At 60.6% G+C, this 17939-nt stretch carries 8 protein-coding genes, 2 tRNA genes and 3 rRNA genes; all 13 read left to right on the plus strand.

Going from position 1 to position 17939, the window contains the following annotated elements:
- Window positions 1-84: 84 nt before the first annotated feature.
- On the plus strand, window positions 85-1716 hold the full coding sequence (locus YQ44_RS00130) for a DUF2138 family protein (protein WP_071321649.1): 1632 nt from the start codon (window positions 85-87) through the stop codon (window positions 1714-1716).
- A complete protein-coding gene (locus YQ44_RS00135) occupies window positions 1713-2387 on the plus strand; it encodes a DUF1175 family protein (RefSeq protein WP_071321650.1) in 675 nt (224 codons plus the stop codon). Before YQ44_RS00130 ends, YQ44_RS00135 begins: the two co-directional genes overlap by 4 nt.
- Window positions 2384-6937 carry an alpha-2-macroglobulin family protein gene (locus YQ44_RS00140; protein WP_071321651.1) on the plus strand — a complete coding sequence of 1518 codons (4554 nt, stop codon included), beginning with the start codon at window positions 2384-2386 and terminating at the stop codon, window positions 6935-6937. Before YQ44_RS00135 ends, YQ44_RS00140 begins: the two co-directional genes overlap by 4 nt.
- Complete coding sequence (locus YQ44_RS00145; RefSeq protein ID WP_083411564.1) at window positions 6937-8619, plus strand: DUF2300 domain-containing protein; 1683 nt, start codon at window positions 6937-6939, stop codon at window positions 8617-8619. The genes YQ44_RS00140 and YQ44_RS00145 overlap by 1 nt, the downstream gene beginning before the upstream one ends.
- 29 nt (window positions 8620-8648) lie before the next feature.
- Complete coding sequence (locus tag YQ44_RS00150; RefSeq protein ID WP_071321652.1) at window positions 8649-9377, plus strand: YfaP family protein; 729 nt, start codon at window positions 8649-8651, stop codon at window positions 9375-9377.
- 400 nt (window positions 9378-9777) lie between these two features.
- Window positions 9778-11308: ribosomal RNA gene (locus YQ44_RS00155) — 16S ribosomal RNA — on the plus strand.
- Between the two features lie 98 nt (window positions 11309-11406).
- A tRNA-Ile gene (locus YQ44_RS00160) sits at window positions 11407-11483 on the plus strand.
- A 24-nt stretch (window positions 11484-11507) separates the two neighbouring features.
- A tRNA-Ala gene (locus tag YQ44_RS00165) sits at window positions 11508-11583 on the plus strand.
- Between the two features lie 236 nt (window positions 11584-11819).
- Window positions 11820-14709 (plus strand): 23S ribosomal RNA (locus YQ44_RS00170).
- 148 nt (window positions 14710-14857) lie between these two features.
- Window positions 14858-14970: ribosomal RNA gene (gene rrf, locus YQ44_RS00175) — 5S ribosomal RNA — on the plus strand.
- Together the 16S, 23S and 5S rRNA genes with 2 tRNA genes alongside form the textbook arrangement of a ribosomal RNA operon.
- A 100-nt stretch (window positions 14971-15070) precedes the next feature.
- Window positions 15071-15760 (plus strand): response regulator transcription factor, encoded by a 690-nt coding sequence (locus tag YQ44_RS00180; RefSeq protein ID WP_071326155.1) that lies wholly within the window; start codon window positions 15071-15073, stop codon window positions 15758-15760.
- A gap of 4 nt (window positions 15761-15764) precedes the next feature.
- On the plus strand, window positions 15765-16973 hold the full coding sequence (locus YQ44_RS00185; protein WP_335589254.1) for a sensor histidine kinase: 1209 nt from the start codon (window positions 15765-15767) through the stop codon (window positions 16971-16973).
- A 228-nt stretch (window positions 16974-17201) separates the two neighbouring features.
- Window positions 17202-17891: a hypothetical protein gene (locus tag YQ44_RS00190; RefSeq protein ID WP_071321654.1), complete on the plus strand. Its 690-nt coding sequence runs from the start codon at window positions 17202-17204 to the stop codon at window positions 17889-17891.
- The last annotated feature ends 48 nt before the right edge of the window (window positions 17892-17939 follow it).

A 17939-nucleotide genomic window follows, 5' to 3' on the forward strand; every position in this document is an offset into this window, starting at 1 on the left:
TATTTTACGCTGTCGCGTCACCGGTGCGTCGCGGCCGGGTACGTCATGTTACCATTTGTCAATAATTACTAACTTGGCAATGCTATGGCAGGTGAAAAGGGATACACGGTGCTGGCTAAAAAAGTACTCACTAAAAAAGTCCTGATCGGGGCGCTTGCCGGGGTGGCGCTGGTGGCTGCCGCGCTGGTCGGCTACCGGGTGTTTGGCTGGGGCGCGATGGGGCCGGTCAACAGCCTGAAGCTGGATTTATCCAGGCCCGACGCGCTGGTCCGGACGCCAAGCCTGTCGACCTTGCCGCGCGATCTGCTGACGGTGCCGCTGGCGCGCGATGTGCTGCGCGAGGATTTCCTGTTCTACTACGAGCAAAGCGAAGACCGGCTGGGGCTCAAGGGCAGCCTGCGCCGCATCGCCTACGAACATGAGCTGGGATGGGGCGACCAGCTGCTGCGCATGGTGCTGGACCAGCCGGCGGAAGTGGCCTTGTGGCGCGACGCCGACGGCTCGCTCAAGCATTTCGCCATCGCCGTGTCGCGCAGCCAGTTGACGCGCCTGCTCGAGGAAGCGGGCAAGATCGCCTTGAAGGACACGCAGATGCGCGTGGCCGGCAGCTTGCGCGTCGATGGCGGCCAGGTGCCCGTGTATGCGCTCAATTACGCCCACCAGCGCACCTTGCTGTTTGCCGCGCACGGCCAGCGCCTGCTCATCCTGTCCCATCCCGGCATGCTGTATGGCGGTGCCGACGGCAAGGATGGCGATGGCACGGCCGAGAAAACCGTGGCCAGCCTGCTGGCGCCGGAGCCGGCCAGGCAGAACGTCTTTCATGCGCAGTTCCATCTCGACAGCGCCGCGCCCGAGGGGCACAGCATCGCCGTCAAGGCCGACTTCCTGTCGTTCGGCTACCAGCCTTTCTTCGGCGCCCTCGAAGCGCTGCGTTTCGATTTCAGCAAGGGCGCCTGGCAGTCGAAGGTGCTGCTCAATGCCGACAAGCTGAAAAACGGCGGCTACGACAGCGGCGCCCTGTGGCCGCTGCTGCCGCACAGTCCCAGCGCCTGTTTCAGCGTGCCGGTGGACTGGGGCGCGATGCAGCCGGTGCTCAAGCGCCTGGGCAGCAAAACTTCCGAGCCGGTGGTGCCGCTGGCCGAGCACTTGCAAGGCCCTGCCGCCGCCTGCTGGTACGGCAGTTCGCGCCTGCATACGCCGGTGTTTGTCGCCACCCGCCGTGCGCAGGCCGGGGACGACGCCCTGTATGGCAGCCTGTTCGAGGCGGCCATCGGCGGCAAGGATCCCGTGCGCAAGACGACCGGCAAGGATGGCGCTGTGCGTTGGGAGCGCAGCGTGGCCACGGCCCTGGGCCAGTCCACGCCGGCGCTGGCCGTGGCCGGCAATACCGTTGTCTTTTCCGCCGACGGCAAGCTGGTGGACCAGGTGCTGGCCGTGCGCCGCAAGCAGGCGCCGGCCGCCAGCGATTTGCTGCCCGATGCTTCGCGCACGATCGGCCTGATCGCGCCGGCGTCGCTGGCCCGCCTGATCCAGCTGGAAGCCTTCGATACCCTGCCGGCGAATAACGAACCGGTGCTGCGCGCGGCCGCCAACGAACATCTGGTGCCGCGCCTGAACGCCTTGAAAAAATATCCGCCGCTGCGCATGGTGCTCAAGCGGCAGCCAAGCAGCGGCACGTCATGGGAAACGCTGGAATGGCAGGAGACCGCGCGATGACGGTGCCGCATGCGCGCCGTGCCGCCTTGCGCTGGCTGGCGGCCTGCGTGGCCACCGTGGCCGTGCCCCGGGCGTGGGCCCTGCGCGCGGCCGCCGGGCCGCAAGTGCAGCTGTCGCAGGCCCAGAGCCGCGCCTTCCAGGCCTGGATGCTGCGCATCGTCAACGCGCAGATCGAACGGGGGCCGTCGCCGCGCTGGACGCACCGCGATTGCGCAGGCCTGGTGCGCTTTGCCGTCAACGAGGCCCTGACCGTGCATGACGCGAAGTGGCTGCGCGCGAACGGCATCGCCAGCGACCGGCGCCTGCCGCCCGAGCTGGAACTGAATGAGGCCCAGGCGGCCTTGCGCAACCGCTGGATACAGATGGGCGGCAAGGTCGGCCACTTCGTCACGGCGCTGGCGCTGGTGCAGCACAACAGCCGTTTCATCGCCCGCGAGATCAGCCAGGCGCTGCCCGGCGACCTGCTGTTTTTCGACCAGGGCGACGAACAGCACCTGATGGTCTGGATGGGCGCGCGCATCGCCTACCACACCGGTACCGTCACCCCCGACGACAATGGTCTGCGGACCGTCGATATCAAAGAACTCACGAGCTGGAAGGACACGCGGTGGCAACCTGTGGTCAACAATCCGAATTTCGCCGGTGTATTCCGGCTGGCGTTCTTGTCATGAAGCCGATTTTTCTCATGAAGCTGCTGTTTGCCGGCGTGCTGGCGCTGTTGGTGATGAGCGGTGTCCCGGCGCAGGAGCGGGAGCCCAGCAACTATGCGACCTTCAAGGGCGAGCCCTTCTTCCTGCTGTCGGATGCCAGTTATGGCAGCAGCGACGAGTCGCGCGTGCGGCTCGAGGTGCCGGGCCGCGACATGGGGCGCATGAACCTGGAAGCGTATTCCGGCGCCGACATCGTCGTCTACCGCGTGCCCGAACCGATGGAGTTCCTCAAGAAACAGCGCAATCTGCACCGCATCCAGGTCGAGGGCAATTACCAGGGCGAGGGCCTGGCCAACACCTTGAGCTTTTTGTGGGATAGCTGGTGGAAGCAGTCGCGCCTGGCCTGGCGCAAGCTGTTTTCCGGCGAGGCGCGCCGCGCGGTCACGAAAGAACAGCCGCAGCTGGCCACGAACGACGCGATCCGCAAGCCGACCGTGTTCGCCAACCACCCGCAGTACAAGCCGATCAAGGGCATGGAGCTGGTCGACAGTTTCCGCTACCCGATCTGGCAGGCCAGGGCCATCGCACCGCCGAAAGGCGTCAAGCTCGATGGTTCCAGCAGCGACTTCATCGTCGCCGGCGCCGGCAACGTGATGATACCGCTGGGTAAACGCAAGCCGGGCCTGTACCTGATCGAGGCGATCATCGGCGAGCACCGCGCCACCACGCTGGTGTTCGTGTCGGACACGGTGGCCGTCACCAAGGTATCGTCCGGCCAGATGCTGGTGTGGACGGCGCGGCGCGATACCAGCGCCGCCGTGGCCGGCGCCAGCGTGGCGTGGACCGACGGCACGGGCGTGCTGCAGTCGGCCACCACGGGCGCCGACGGCGTCGCCTCGCTCGAGCGCGGCAGTCCCGAGCATACCTATGTGCTGGGCCAGGACCGTGCCGGCGGCGTGTTCGTGTCCGAGAATTTTTACTACGACAGCGAAATCTACAACACCAAGATCTATGCCGTGACGGACCGGCCCCTGTACCGGCCCGGCGACGAGGTCAATGTCAAGTTCCTGGGACGCGAATTCACCTCGGCGCGCAACTCGCAGGCGGCCGCCAGCGCGCCGATCAGCCTCACCGTACTGAACCCGAACGGCACGCCGCTGCTGACGCAAGCGCTGCAGCTGTCCGGTGACACGGGCGCCGACACACGCTTCCGCCTGCCGATGGAAGCCACCGCCGGCGGCTATGAGCTGCGCTTCAGTTACAAGGACAGTGTCTATGGCGCGGCCTTCCGCGTGGCCGAATACATCAAGCCGCACTTTGAAATCAATGTCCAGCCTTCGAAACCGGAATTCAAGACGGGCGAGGCGGTCAAGGGCAGCATCGCACTGCGCTACCCGGATGGCAAGCCGGTGAAAAACGCGAAGATGACCTTGTCGCTGCGCGGCCAGCAAAACACCATGGTCGAGGGCGAGCTGCGCTACAGCGGCCTGTTCCCCGTGGCCTTGAAGACCGAGGAAGTGACGAGCGACGGCAGCGGCAATGTGGACTTCACCTTGCCGCCCGCCGCCGACCCTTCACGCTACATCTTGACCGTGCTGGCGACCGATGGCGCGGCCTACCGCGTCAAGGCGACGCGCGAGCTGATGATAGAGCGTTCGAGCAGCAGCTACCAGCTGAAGGCCACGCGCCAGTTTTCCGATCCGGGCCAGGCCGTGCATTTCGACCTGGTGGCCGATGGCCAGGGCGCGGCCAAGCCCGTGCGCTGGGAGATGGTGCAGCTGGAAAAACAGAGCAGGACCGACGGCGCCTTCGAGCCAAACGCCAAGGGCTGGGACGTGACCTTCCCGGCATCGGGTTCGTATCGGCTGGCGCTGCGCGACGAACGCGGCAACCTGCTGGCCGCCGCCAGCCACTGGGTCGCCGGCGATGGCGTGCAGACCACGCCGGGCAGCATCGAGATCGTGCTGGACCGCGCCCGCTATCGTCCGGGCGACACCGCCGAGGCCCTGATCACGTTTTCCGACAAGGTCGACCAGGCGCTGTTCACGCTCGAGCGCGACAAGGTGGAGCACCATGGCTTGATGGCCGGCGTCGCCGACTGGTACCAGGCGAAGCGCGTGGCGCCGCGGCAGTGGCGCGTGCGCATTCCCGTCAAGGAGGAGCATGGCCCCAACATGACGTTTTCGGTGGCGTACACGCGCAATGGCGATTTCGTCTTCGAGAACGCGGGCCTGCAGGTGATCGAACCGCGCATCGCGCTGCAGTTCAAGAGCGACAAGGAGGTCTACCAGCCCGGCGAGAAGGTGACGCTGGACGTCAAGGCCACCCTCGATGGCAAGCCCTTGAGCACCATGGTGGCGCTGGGCGTGGTCGATGAAATGATCTATGTGCTGCAGCCGGAAATCGCGCCCGAGATTGGCGACTTCTTCTACCACCCGCGCCGCAACAACGTGCGCACCACGGCCAGCCTGTCCTTCATCAGCTACGACATGGCGCAGGGGCGCAGCGCCGGTGCGCCCGCGCGCCACAATTACAACGAGCGCGGCGTCAAGGTGCTGGAGCGCCCGCGCCGCGACAATATCGACACCGCCTACTGGGCGCCGTCGCTGAAGACCGACGCCAATGGCAATGCGCGCGTGAGTTTCACCATGCCAGACGCGCTGACCCGCTGGAGGATCACCGGCCGCGCGATGGATGAGCAGGGGCGCGTTGGCCAGCGCACCGCTTATCTGCGTTCGGACAAGAGCTTCTACGCCAAGTGGACCGCGCCGGACTGGATGCGCGCCGGCGATGCGCCGCGTGCCTCGGTGGCGGTGTTCAACCAGACTGGCAAGGAACAGGCGCTTGACGTCGTCCTCTCCGGTGGTGCACAGCCGAAGACGGAAAAACTGTCGGCCAAGCCGGGCGTCAATTACGTCGAATTTCCGCTCGCTGCCGGCGCTACCGGGCCGCTGCGCCTGGAGCTGAAGCAGAATGGCAAACTGGTCGACGCGCTCGACACGGCCATGCAAACGCTGCCCGCCGCCTGGAGCAGCCCGCGCACCTTGGTGCTGCCGCTGGCGGAAAGCGCTGGCGATGTCGCGTTCAAGCTGCCGGCGGACGCCCGCAATATCCGCGTGTCGTTCGCGCAGGGCGCGGCCAGCCACTTCGCGCGCATCGCCGACGACTTGATCGACTATCCCTACGGCTGCGTGGAGCAGACGGCCAGCCGTTTGATTCCGCTGGCGCTGGCCACGCAAAGCCTGGGGCCGGACGCCGGCGCGGCAAGCGGACGCCTGCAAACGCTGCTGACCGCGCAGCGCCTGCGCCTGGTGTCCATGGCCGGTCCGAACGCCGTCTTCGGCTGGTGGGGCAATGCCACGGCCGGCAATGCATTGATGACGGCGCACGCCTATTACGCCGACTGGTACGCGTCGCGCGCGCTGCATATCGAGCTGCCGCCCGAGCACTGGAACAGGCTGCTGGCCGTCTACGGCGAGCATGGCTTGAAGGACGGGATGGGCGACCGCGCGCTGGTGTTGTGGATGGCGCGCGAGATGGGCTTGCCCACGCAGACGCTGGCAGCCGGCCTGGTGGACGACAACGCCAGCGCCACCTTGGGCGGCAAGCCGCGCCAGGCGGGCGACAGCGGCAGCCTGCTGCTGGGCGGAGCCCTTGATCGCGAGGCGCAATCGATGGCGCTGGGCCTGGTGGCGCTGGTCGCCAGCCAGAATGGCATCGCCCTGCCGCATGGGCTGCAGCTGCAGGTGGCCAGCGCCTGGCAGGTCTTGCGCGAGTCCAAGGCGCCGGTGGCGCAGGCCCTGCTGATGCTGGCCGGCGAAGCGCCGCCCTCGCAGGCCGACGCGGTGCTGGCCGGCGTGCGCGCCGAGATGCCGACCCTGGACCGCGCGATGACCTTGCTGTGGGTGCAAAAGAAGCTGGGCGGCGCATCGTTTGGCAAGGGACCGGCCGTCGCGCTGGACGGCGCATGGCAAAAGCTGGACAGCCGCAGCGGCCAGCCGCTCTGGCGCTGGCTTGATGCCAGGAATACTCCTGATAAGTTGCGCCTCGCCGCCCCCGCGCCCGCGGGCACGGTGGCCGTGCTGCAGTACGACAGCCACGCCGCCGAAACGCAGACGCTGCCGGTCGCCATCGAACGGCGGATCCTGCGCATGAAGCAGGGTAAGGGCGGCTACACGACGGAGCTGGTCAAGCCGGGCGAGGCGCTCAGCACGGACGCGCTGTACCTCGATGAAATCACGCTCAAGGCGGCGCCGGGCGCAAAGCACCGCTTTGGCTTGCTGGAGGTGGCGCTGCCGCCGGGTGCCATGGTCGAATCGACCACCTGGGGCATGGTCATGGCCGGCGACAAGCCCGTCGCGCTGGAACGCGCGCGCCATACCGAGCGCCGCGACGGCTATGCGGTGCCGATCGAGCCGCTGGAAGGCGACGTGACCGTGCGCCATTTGCTGCGCTTTGCGCAGAAGGGCGGTTATGTGCTGCCGCCGGCGCGCTTTTACCGTATGTACCAGCCGGAGCAAAAAGCGTTCGAGGGCGGTGGCAAGAGCATGCGCGCGCTGAAGGTCGAGTGATGCGCCTTGCACTTCCCGCATTGATGGCGACCCTGCTGCTGGCCGCGCCCGCTTTCGCGGCCTCGTTGGACGTGGCCTGGTGGCGGGACGGCAAGACCGAAGTGCGGCAGCTGCGCCAGGGCGGCGCGGCGCCACCGTCGTTTGACGGCGCGCGGCAAGTGCCACTGGCCAGCCTCTGGAAGCTGTTTGTATATGTCTACGCGACCGATAACAAGGTGGCGATGCCGGACTACCGCTGCGGCGGCCGCGATCCGGAAGAAGTGTATTGTTGCGATGCGGGCCAGAGCGTCGGCCACGACGCGGCACTGGCGCAGTCCTGCGGCCTGTTTTTTTCGCCCAGGCGCTTGATGATCGCCGCGGCGCCGTGGCGCCAGTACTGGACCGGCCGCCTGGGCAGCGCGCCGGCCGGCGACTTTGCCTGGCTGGCGGATCCCGCGCAGCTGGCGCCGGGGCGCCTGGTACGGTTGGATAGCCTGCTGCGCGCGCTGGGCAGCATACCGGCCGCCAGCCGCCTGGATGCCGAAGCGGCGCTGCTGCGCGTGGTGTTGGACGGCCGCGGCGCAGGCACGGCGCGCTGGTTTGGCAGCCAGTTGCGCGTGAAGACGTATTCCTGGCACGGGCAGCGCCGGGCAGAGGAACGTATCGGCGGCGCGGCCGGTTGGCTGGCCGATGGCACGCCCATCTGGTTTGGCGGCGCGGGCGGCAGCAGCAATGTCTTCGAACAGTGGGCGCCCAGGCTGGCCGCCAGCCTGCCGCCAGTCGGCGCGGCCGACGATGGCGGCTGCGTGGTGGTCGATTACTTCAAGCGCTATCCGATCCGTGCCGTGCGCGGCGAGCGCGGCGTGGCTGTGCCTGGCCCGCTGAATGGCCGCTACCATGTGCAGTTTGAAAATGGCCAGAATCTCGCCTTGCGCAGCACGGGCGAGCTGATGCTGCGGCAGGAGAAAGGCGGCCGCCCGCAATTGCGCGGACGCTTCGGCGTCAATGAATATGTGGCGCGCGTGCTCGACCGCGAAGCGAATGCTGGCGAGCCGGAAGCGGCCAAGGCGCTGGCGATTGCCGCGCGCACGTATCTGCAGCAGAACGCGGTCACGGTGGCGGGCTGCCAGCAGATCGCCGACAGCAGCGCGACCCAGCGCGTCAGCCCCAGCCCCGCGACGCCGGCGGCGCTGGCGATTGCGCGCTGGACCGACCAGCTGATCGTCGATGGAGTGCCGGTGCGCTATCACCGCGACTTGCCTTCCGAGGGTACCCTGGCGTGGACCGAGGCGGTGCGCCAGGCCAAACAGGGCAAGCACTATGATGAATTGCTGGCGGCGGCCTATCCCGGCGGCGCGTTGAGCACCGTTGGCAATGCCGGCGCGCGTTGCCGGCGCCTGGCGCAGAACGAGGATTGGCTGGCGCGGTCCGTGCCGCGCTGGCGGCGTGTGCTGCTGGGCGAGGCCGGCTACGAGGCGCCGCCGCAAGCGCCGCTGGTCTGCGCCTTGCAGAGCGGCGCGCCGTATTCGGAGCAGTCGCGCAACCGCATCTTCATGCGGCCACTGGCCACGCGCGAAGACCGCATCACCCTGGCCCATGAATACCTGCATCTTGGCCTGCGCCGGCATCCGCGCGGCCAGGATGAGGAATATGTCGAGCGGCTGGCCCGCCGGCTCGTTGATCTTAACCTGGAGGCCCTGTGAGTTCCCTTATCCGTTGCACGATTCCGCTAATGCTATTGCCACTCTGGGCGCAGGCCCAGGTCACCATCGATGCGCCGAAGGGCGGCTGGCGCAATTCGGCCGGTGCGCGCGAGGACTATACGCAGGCGGTCAATTACCCCGCTTCCTCGGTCAACCTGCAGCCAGGCCAGGCCGAGACGGCGCAGATACGGGGACGCATCGCCGGCGCCGTCAAGGGCAAGCCGGCCACCCTGGTGGTCAATGGCGTGGCGATGCCGATGGAAGTGGGCGAAGACGGCAGCTACGGCCGCCCGTATGGATTCGGCAGCGGCTCGAACAGCGTGGAAGTGCGTTCGCCCGATGGCAGGAGCCGCGCACGCACCCAGTTTGTCGACAGCTACCAGGGCAAGACGCAGGCGCGCCTGCGCATCGTGCTGTCGTGGGACAGCGCCGGCACCGATCTCGATCTGCATGTGGTCACGCCGGACGGTGGCCACGCCTGGTATGGCAACCGCGTCTTGAAAGACGGCGGCGCGCTGGATGTGGACGTGACCACCGGTTATGGTCCGGAAATCTTTTCCAGCGCGGCACCCCTGAAGGGCAACTATCACGCCTACGTCAATTATTACGGCAGCGGCGAGAACACCTCGATGCTGACCGTCGCCCGCATATCGATCATCACCAATGAAGGGACGCCGCGTGAAAAGCTGCAGAGCTTCCAGGTGCCGATGCGGGCCGCCGGCGAGCTGACCCTGGTGAAATCGTTCGTCTTGCCATAACTGGCTGCAAATGGCTCTTGCGGAGCCGTCACACCTTGGCTATAATTCGCCCCCTCACTGAACGACGCATGCAAATGCCGAGTGAGGTGGAGAAAAAGAAGGAGTTGACGGACGTAGCAAATTGCTTCATACTCTTCCTTCTTCGCAGCTGACAAACACAACGCTTTGTCGATAGCGCGAAAGCAGTAACCGAATACAGTTCTTTAACAATTAACAGTCGATAAGTGTGGGCATTTGATGTAGGTGCAGCGTCGATCTTCGGATTGGCGTAATACTTAAAATATCAAATGTTCACAAGAAATAATGAAATAGGATACTTCTTCGGAAGTAGCCTGTCAGTTTTTTGAGTGAGCGACCCGTCGCAAGACGGTGCCGGTAAAACGGCAAAGTAACAGAGATTAAACTGAAGAGTTTGATCCTGGCTCAGATTGAACGCTGGCGGCATGCCTTACACATGCAAGTCGAACGGCAGCACGGAGCTTGCTCTGGTGGCGAGTGGCGAACGGGTGAGTAATATATCGGAACGTACCCTAGAGTGGGGGATAACGTAGCGAAAGTTACGCTAATACCGCATACGATCTAAGGATGAAAGTGGGGGATCGCAAGACCTCATGCTCGTGGAGCGGCCGATATCTGATTAGCTAGTTGGTAGGGTAAAAGCCTACCAAGGCATCGATCAGTAGCTGGTCTGAGAGGACGACCAGCCACACTGGAACTGAGACACGGTCCAGACTCCTACGGGAGGCAGCAGTGGGGAATTTTGGACAATGGGCGAAAGCCTGATCCAGCAATGCCGCGTGAGTGAAGAAGGCCTTCGGGTTGTAAAGCTCTTTTGTCAGGGAAGAAACGGTGAGAGCTAATATCTCTTGCTAATGACGGTACCTGAAGAATAAGCACCGGCTAACTACGTGCCAGCAGCCGCGGTAATACGTAGGGTGCAAGCGTTAATCGGAATTACTGGGCGTAAAGCGTGCGCAGGCGGTTTTGTAAGTCTGATGTGAAATCCCCGGGCTCAACCTGGGAATTGCATTGGAGACTGCAAGGCTAGAATCTGGCAGAGGGGGGTAGAATTCCACGTGTAGCAGTGAAATGCGTAGATATGTGGAGGAACACCGATGGCGAAGGCAGCCCCCTGGGTCAAGATTGACGCTCATGCACGAAAGCGTGGGGAGCAAACAGGATTAGATACCCTGGTAGTCCACGCCCTAAACGATGTCTACTAGTTGTCGGGTCTTAATTGACTTGGTAACGCAGCTAACGCGTGAAGTAGACCGCCTGGGGAGTACGGTCGCAAGATTAAAACTCAAAGGAATTGACGGGGACCCGCACAAGCGGTGGATGATGTGGATTAATTCGATGCAACGCGAAAAACCTTACCTACCCTTGACATGGCTGGAATCCCCGAGAGATTGGGGAGTGCTCGAAAGAGAACCAGTACACAGGTGCTGCATGGCTGTCGTCAGCTCGTGTCGTGAGATGTTGGGTTAAGTCCCGCAACGAGCGCAACCCTTGTCATTAGTTGCTACGAAAGGGCACTCTAATGAGACTGCCGGTGACAAACCGGAGGAAGGTGGGGATGACGTCAAGTCCTCATGGCCCTTATGGGTAGGGCTTCACACGTCATACAATGGTACATACAGAGCGCCGCCAACCCGCGAGGGGGAGCTAATCGCAGAAAGTGTATCGTAGTCCGGATTGTAGTCTGCAACTCGACTGCATGAAGTTGGAATCGCTAGTAATCGCGGATCAGCATGTCGCGGTGAATACGTTCCCGGGTCTTGTACACACCGCCCGTCACACCATGGGAGCGGGTTTTACCAGAAGTAGGTAGCTTAACCGTAAGGAGGGCGCTTACCACGGTAGGATTCGTGACTGGGGTGAAGTCGTAACAAGGTAGCCGTATCGGAAGGTGCGGCTGGATCACCTCCTTTCTAGAGTTTGCACGAATCAGTAATGATTCACGCATCAAATGTTCACACTTATCGGCTGTTAGTAAGAGAAGAAACAGTAGTCGTAGTAGCACCGCGTTGGGGCTGTAGCTCAGCTGGTTAGAGCACCGTGTTGATAACGCGGGGGTCGTTGGTTCGAGTCCAACCAGCCCTACCAGTAACACCCGAGTCGTAAATTCCCGGGGGATTAGCTCAGCTGGGAGAGCACCTGCTTTGCAAGCAGGGGGTCGTCGGTTCGATCCCGTCATCCTCCACCAAGTACTTTGAAAGTGCAAACGTAAGCCGCTAGGTTTAGGTTTGATCTTTTAGCGATCAAAGCTGTTTCGTTCTTTAACAATCTGGAAGAAGTAAAGATTATTTATTGATCGGTTTGCCGTAAAAAGCGAATCGATGGGTAATGATTGTATGTATCAACAAACAAGCAACAACGTTGTACTTTCTTATCCTTGTAGCGCTCTTTGATTACTTCGGTAATCAGAGGCTAACGTTATAGGGACAAGCGAATAAGTGCACATGGTGGATGCCTTGGCGATTACAGGCGATGAAGGACGTAGTAGCTTGCGATAAGCTGCGGGGAGTGAGCAAACACACTTTGATCCGCAGATTTCCGAATGGGGCAACCCACCCTTTTAGGGTATTGCATACTGAATACATAGGTATGCAAGGCGAACGCGGCGAACTGAAACATCTAAGTAGCTGCAGGAAAAGAAATCAACCGAGATTCCCAAAGTAGCGGCGAGCGAAATGGGAAGAGCCTGTACGTGATAGTCGGACCGATAACAGAATCCTCTGGAAATAGGAGCCATAGTGGGTGATAGCCCCGTATGTGAAATCGGACCGGTGGTACTAAGCGTACGACAAGTAGGGCGGGACACGTGACATCCTGTCTGAATATGGGGGGACCATCCTCCAAGGCTAAATACTCGTAATCGACCGATAGTGAACCAGTACCGTGAGGGAAAGGCGAAAAGAACCCCGGAAGGGGAGTGAAATAGATCCTGAAACCGTGTGCATACAAACAGTAGGAGCGGACTTGTTCCGTGACTGCGTACCTTTTGTATAATGGGTCAGCGACTTACATTCAGTGGCAAGGTTAACCGAATAGGGAAGCCGTAGAGAAATCGAGTCCGAATAGGGCGATCAGTCGCTGGGTGTAGACCCGAAACCAAGTGATCTACTCATGGCCAGGATGAAGGTGCGGTAACACGCCCTGGAGGTCCGAACCCACTAATGTTGAAAAATTAGGGGATGAGCTGTGGGTAGGGGTGAAAGGCTAAACAAACTTGGAAATAGCTGGTTCTCTCCGAAAACTATTTAGGTAGTGCCTCAAGTATCACCATCGGGGGTAGAGCACTGTTATGGCTAGGGGGTCATTGCGACTTACCAAACCATTGCAAACTCCGAATACCGATGAGTGCGAGCTTGGGAGACAGACGTCGGGTGCTAACGTCCGGCGTCAAGAGGGAAACAACCCAGACCGCCAGCTAAGGTCCCAAAGATTGGCTAAGTGGAAAACGAAGTGGGAAGGCTAAAACAGTCAGGATGTTGGCTTAGAAGCAGCCATCATTTAAAGAAAGCGTAATAGCTCACTGATCGAGTCGTCCTGCGCGGAAGATGTAACGGGGCTAAGCCAGTCACCGAAGCTGCGGATATTGTTCTGTGATTTATCACAGATATATATGGTAGGAGAGCGTTCTGTAAGCCTGCGAAGGTGTCTTGTAAAGGATGCTGGAGGTATCAGAAGTGCGAATGCTGACATGAGTAGCGATAATGGGGGTGAAAAGCCTCCACGCCGTAAGCCCAAGGTTTCCTGTTCAACGTTCATCGGAGCAGGGTGAGTCGGCCCCTAAGGCGAGGCAGAGATGCGTAGCTGATGGGAAGCAGGTTAATATTCCTGCACCGTCGTATGATGCGATGGGGGGACGGATCGCGGAAGGTTGTCCAACTGTTGGAATAGTTGGTTTTTGGCTCATAGAAGGCACTTAGGCAAATCCGGGTGCGGAATTCAAGGGGTTGAGACGAGTGAACTTGTTCACGAAGCAATCGGAAGTGGTTCCAAGAAAAGCCTCTAAGCTTCAGTCATACGAGACCGTACCGCAAACCGACACAGGTGGGCGAGATGAGTATTCTAAGGCGCTTGAGAGAACTCGGGAGAAGGAACTCGGCAAATTGGTACCGTAACTTCGGGAAAAGGTACGCCCCGGTAGCTTGATTGGTTTACTCCATGAGGGTGAAAGGGTTGCAATAAACTGGTGGCTGCGACTGTTTAATAAAAACACAGCACTCTGCAAACACGAAAGTGGACGTATAGGGTGTGACGCCTGCCCGGTGCTGGAAGATTAAATGATGGGGTGCAAGCTCTTGATTGAAGTCCCAGTAAACGGCGGCCGTAACTATAACGGTCCTAAGGTAGCGAAATTCCTTGTCGGGTAAGTTCCGACCTGCACGAATGGCGTAACGATGGCCACACTGTCTCCTCCCGAGACTCAGCGAAGTTGAAATGTTTGTGATGATGCAATCTACCCGCGGCTAGACGGAAAGACCCCATGAACCTTTACTGTAGCTTTGCATTGGACTTTGAACCAATCTGTGTAGGATAGGTGGGAGGCTTTGAAGCGGGGACGCTAGTTCTCGTGGAGCCAACCTTGAAATACCACCCTGGTTTGTTTGAGGTTCTAACCTTGGTCCGTTATCCGGATCGGGGACAGTGCATGGTAGGCAGTTTGACTGGGGCGGTCTCCTCCTAAAGTGTAACGGAGGAGTTCGAAGGTACGCTAGATACGGTCGGACATCGTGTTGATAGTGCAATGGCATAAGCGTGCTTAACTGCGAGACTGACAAGTCGAGCAGGTACGAAAGTAGGACATAGTGATCCGGTGGTTCTGTATGGAAGGGCCATCGCTCAACGGATAAAAGGTACTCTGGGGATAACAGGCTGATTCCTCCCAAGAGTTCATATCGACGGGGGAGTTTGGCACCTCGATGTCGGCTCATCACATCCTGGGGCTGTAGCCGGTCCCAAGGGTATGGCTGTTCGCCATTTAAAGTGGTACGTGAGCTGGGTTTAAAACGTCGTGAGACAGTTTGGTCCCTATCTGCCGTGGGCGTTGGAAATTTGAAGGGGGCTGCTCCTAGTACGAGAGGACCGGAGTGGACGAACCTCTGGTGTACCGGTTGTCACGCCAGTGGCATTGCCGGGTAGCTAAGTTCGGAAGAGATAACCGCTGAAAGCATCTAAGCGGGAAACTTGCCTTGAGATGAGATTTCCCAGAGCCTTGAGCTCTTTGAAGGGTCGTTCGAGACCAGGACGTTGATAGGCTGGGTGTGGAAGTGCAGTAATGCATTAAGCTAACCAGTACTAATTGCCCGTACGGCTTGTCCCTATAACCTTAGCAGGTACAGAGGATGAGAAAGTAACGTTGTGAGTTGTTGATACCACTCATTACCCAGTAATACCTCAATACATAATCCGCTTCTTCCAGATTCCGACACCTGTCGCCCCATCGGGGACAGGCTGTCATACAAGTTATGCCTGATGACCATAGCAAGTTGGTCCCACCCCTTCCCATCCCGAACAGGACCGTGAAACAACTTTGCGCCGATGATAGTGCTGCAACCAGTGTGAAAGTAGGTTATCGTCAGGCTTGTTATACGCAGTAGAGAAAAACCCCGCCAGTGATGGTGGGGTTTTTTTTCGTCTGCCGGTTTTATTTGAGGCAGTCGAATCCGTCCTACAATGGCGGTATGCGCATCCTGATCATTGAAGACAATCCCGACATCCTGGCCAATCTGTACGCCTATCTGGAACCGAAGGGGCATGTACTCGATTCGGCCATGAATGGCTACGCCGGCCTGGCCTTGCTGGCCCAGCATGAATACGATGTGATCGTGCTCGATGTCATGCTACCGGGCTTGACGGGACTGGAACTGTGCCAGAAGTTGCGCGGTGAATTGCGCAATAGCACGCCGGTGCTGATGCTGACGGCACGCGATACGCTGCAAGACAAGGTCGCCGGCTTTGACAGCGGTGCCGATGACTATCTGGTGAAACCTTTTTCCTTGCTGGAGTTGGAAATCCGCTTGAAAGCCCTGCTGCGTCGCGCGCGCGGGCAGATGGCAGGCGCCGCCGTGCTGACGGTCGGTGAATTATGTTTCGATACGGAAAAATTTGAAGTCCAGCGTGCCGGCCAGCCATTGATCTTGACCAAGACCGGTTACACCATTCTGAAATGCCTGATGAGTGAAGCACCCAAGCTGGTGCCGCGCGATATGCTCGAACACGAAGTCTGGGGCGATGACCGTCCCGACAGCGATGCCCTGCGCACGCATATCCATGCGCTGCGCCAGGTGCTCGATAAACCGTATGCTTTTCCCATGCTGCGCACGATTCCCGGCATCGGCTATAAATTGCTGAGTGCCGATGCGCCCGTTTAAATCTTTGAGACGGCGTATCGTTGTCGCCTATCTGCTGTTCGCCCTGGTGGCGAGCCTCTTCTTTTCCATCATTGCCGCCATCGCCGTCGAAGGTATTGAAGTGCGACTGGTCGATGAGCGCCTGAAAGAGGTGGCGGCATGGGCGTCGCCGCGGCATGCGGCTGGCTTGTCCGTCGACATGCCTGCCGGATTGAGTTTTCATCATGCCGAAGATACGCCGCCGCCCTTGCGCGGCCTGGCGCCCGGCATGCATGAGAAAACTGTCGATGGCGTCGATCTGCACGTGCTGGTTGGCCACGATGTGCATGGCGAGTTTGTCGTGATCGACCATGCCACCGAGTATGAAAAAATCGAGCTGGTGGTGTACAGCATGTTCGCCCTGGGTTTTATCGGTTTCCTGATCTGTGCTTCGCTGCTCGGGGCCTTCATCGCGAATCGTCTGATCACGCCGATCATGGCGCTGACGCAAGCCGTCAAGGCGGGCCAGTCAGCGTTGCCGCTGCAGGACAGTGCCGATGAGCTGGGGATACTGGCCCGTGCTTTTGCCGCACGTACGGCGCAGTTGACGGAAGTTCTCGACCGCGAGCGCTTTTTTACGGGAGATGTGAGCCACGAATTGCGCACGCCGCTGACGGTGATCACGGGGGCGGCGGAAATTCTGATGGAGCAAGGCGGGCGTGATCCTGTTATCCATTCCGCTTCCGAACGCATTTACCGGGCGGCACGCGAAGCGACGGATTCCGTGACGGTATTGCTGCGTCTGGCCCGCGCGCCGGAATTGCTGGAATGTGCATCGCTATCGGTCGCGGAACTGGCGCGCCAGGAGTGTCTGCGCCATCAACCGCAGACGGCCGGCAAGGCGCTCACCCTGGCCTTTGCCGGCGGCGACGATTTCCTCGTTAATGCGCCGCGTGAACTGTTGAGCGCTGCCATCGGCAATCTGGTGCGCAATGCCTGCCAGTACACATTGCAGGGCGAAGTCATCGTACGCCTGGCCGGGCGCGCGCTGATCGTCGAAGATACGGGCCCCGGCTTGCCCGAGGCGGCCCGCGCGCGCTTGCTGCATCAACCGATTCCTGCCAACCTGGGCGGCTCTTCCGGCACGGGACTGGGATTGGGCCTGGTGCAACGTATTTGCCTGTACCTGGACGCCACCTTGACGTTCAGCAGCCCTCCTGGCGGCGGCACCGTGCTGCGCATTGATTTTCTATAAATATTGTGTGTTTGGTTCATCGTTTTAACGCGCATTTAACGCCTAGCTGACATGCATTTCATGTTGCTGCTTGTAAGGTATTCCTCAGGAGTTCGTCTTGCCACGCCGGTATCTGCACTGGCCGGCACCGTCATGTTCTCTTCATATTGACACTGTACGATGACTTCCGTGGCCGCCGTCCTTGACGTGGCCGGTCCCTTTCATATCACCAAGTAAATGTGTGCACCCATGCTGGCCAAGCTTAAACTCGTTAAAACCCCCAAAGGTATCGATAGCATCCTGATGCTGTCGGCCATGCTGATCCTCTGGATCGGCAATTACAGCAATCTCGACCTGATGCTCGCCGACAGCATGTTCGATGCCGCGCGTGGGCAGTTTGCTGGTCATCAATTCGCTCTGGCCGGTGTTTTCAATCTCGCCCTGAACGCCCTGGCTGTCGCCGTCATCGTCCTGGCGCTATGGGATGCATGGCGCCCACTGGATTGGCCGGCATCGCGCCGTACAGCCTTGCGCGTTCTGGCGTTGTCTGCCGTGCTGGTGCCGGCCAGCATTTATCTGCTTTCCGCTTTCAGTGGCGCGCCTTGCCCTGGCGATTTGCTGCGCTATGGTGGACTGGAAACGTATGCGCGCCTGCTGGAAACGCTGCCGGCCGCCGCGTCTGCGACGGTCTGCTTGCCCGCCACGCAGGCGAGCAATGCCTGGTGGCTGCTGGCCTTGCCGCTCTTCTGGCTGCCGCGACAACCGCGTGTGGCCGCCCTGGTCGCCAGCTTGATGTTGCTATGTGGTTTGATGTTTGCTTGGATGCAACAATTGCAAGGAACGCAATTTTTTTCGCATACCCTGTGGTCAGCCTGGATCGCTTCTTTCCTCGTCTATCTGCTGTATAACTTGCTGAAAGCCGAGGACGCGTTGGCCTGAAACAGAAAAGTACGTCACAATCTGCCTGTCGAGTTGTCGTTTCATACA

The sequence above is a fragment of the Janthinobacterium sp. 1_2014MBL_MicDiv genome (genome assembly GCF_001865675.1).
In the GTDB taxonomy this organism is placed as follows: domain Bacteria; phylum Pseudomonadota; class Gammaproteobacteria; order Burkholderiales; family Burkholderiaceae_D; genus Janthinobacterium.

What these genes read in the sequence shown, in the direction of transcription:
- YQ44_RS00130 (WP_071321649.1), top strand. Translation starts at nt 85, where the DNA reads ATGGCAGGTGAAAAGGGATACACGGTGCTGGCTAAAAAAGTACTCACT.
- YQ44_RS00135 (WP_071321650.1), top strand. Translation starts at nt 1,713, where the DNA reads ATGACGGTGCCGCATGCGCGCCGTGCCGCCTTGCGCTGGCTGGCGGCC.
- YQ44_RS00140 (WP_071321651.1), top strand. Translation starts at nt 2,384, where the DNA reads ATGAAGCCGATTTTTCTCATGAAGCTGCTGTTTGCCGGCGTGCTGGCG.
- YQ44_RS00145 (WP_083411564.1), top strand. Translation starts at nt 6,937, where the DNA reads ATGCGCCTTGCACTTCCCGCATTGATGGCGACCCTGCTGCTGGCCGCG.
- YQ44_RS00150 (WP_071321652.1), top strand. Translation starts at nt 8,649, where the DNA reads ATGCTATTGCCACTCTGGGCGCAGGCCCAGGTCACCATCGATGCGCCG.
- YQ44_RS00180 (WP_071326155.1), top strand. Translation starts at nt 15,071, where the DNA reads ATGCGCATCCTGATCATTGAAGACAATCCCGACATCCTGGCCAATCTG.
- YQ44_RS00190 (WP_071321654.1), top strand. Translation starts at nt 17,202, where the DNA reads ATGCTGGCCAAGCTTAAACTCGTTAAAACCCCCAAAGGTATCGATAGC.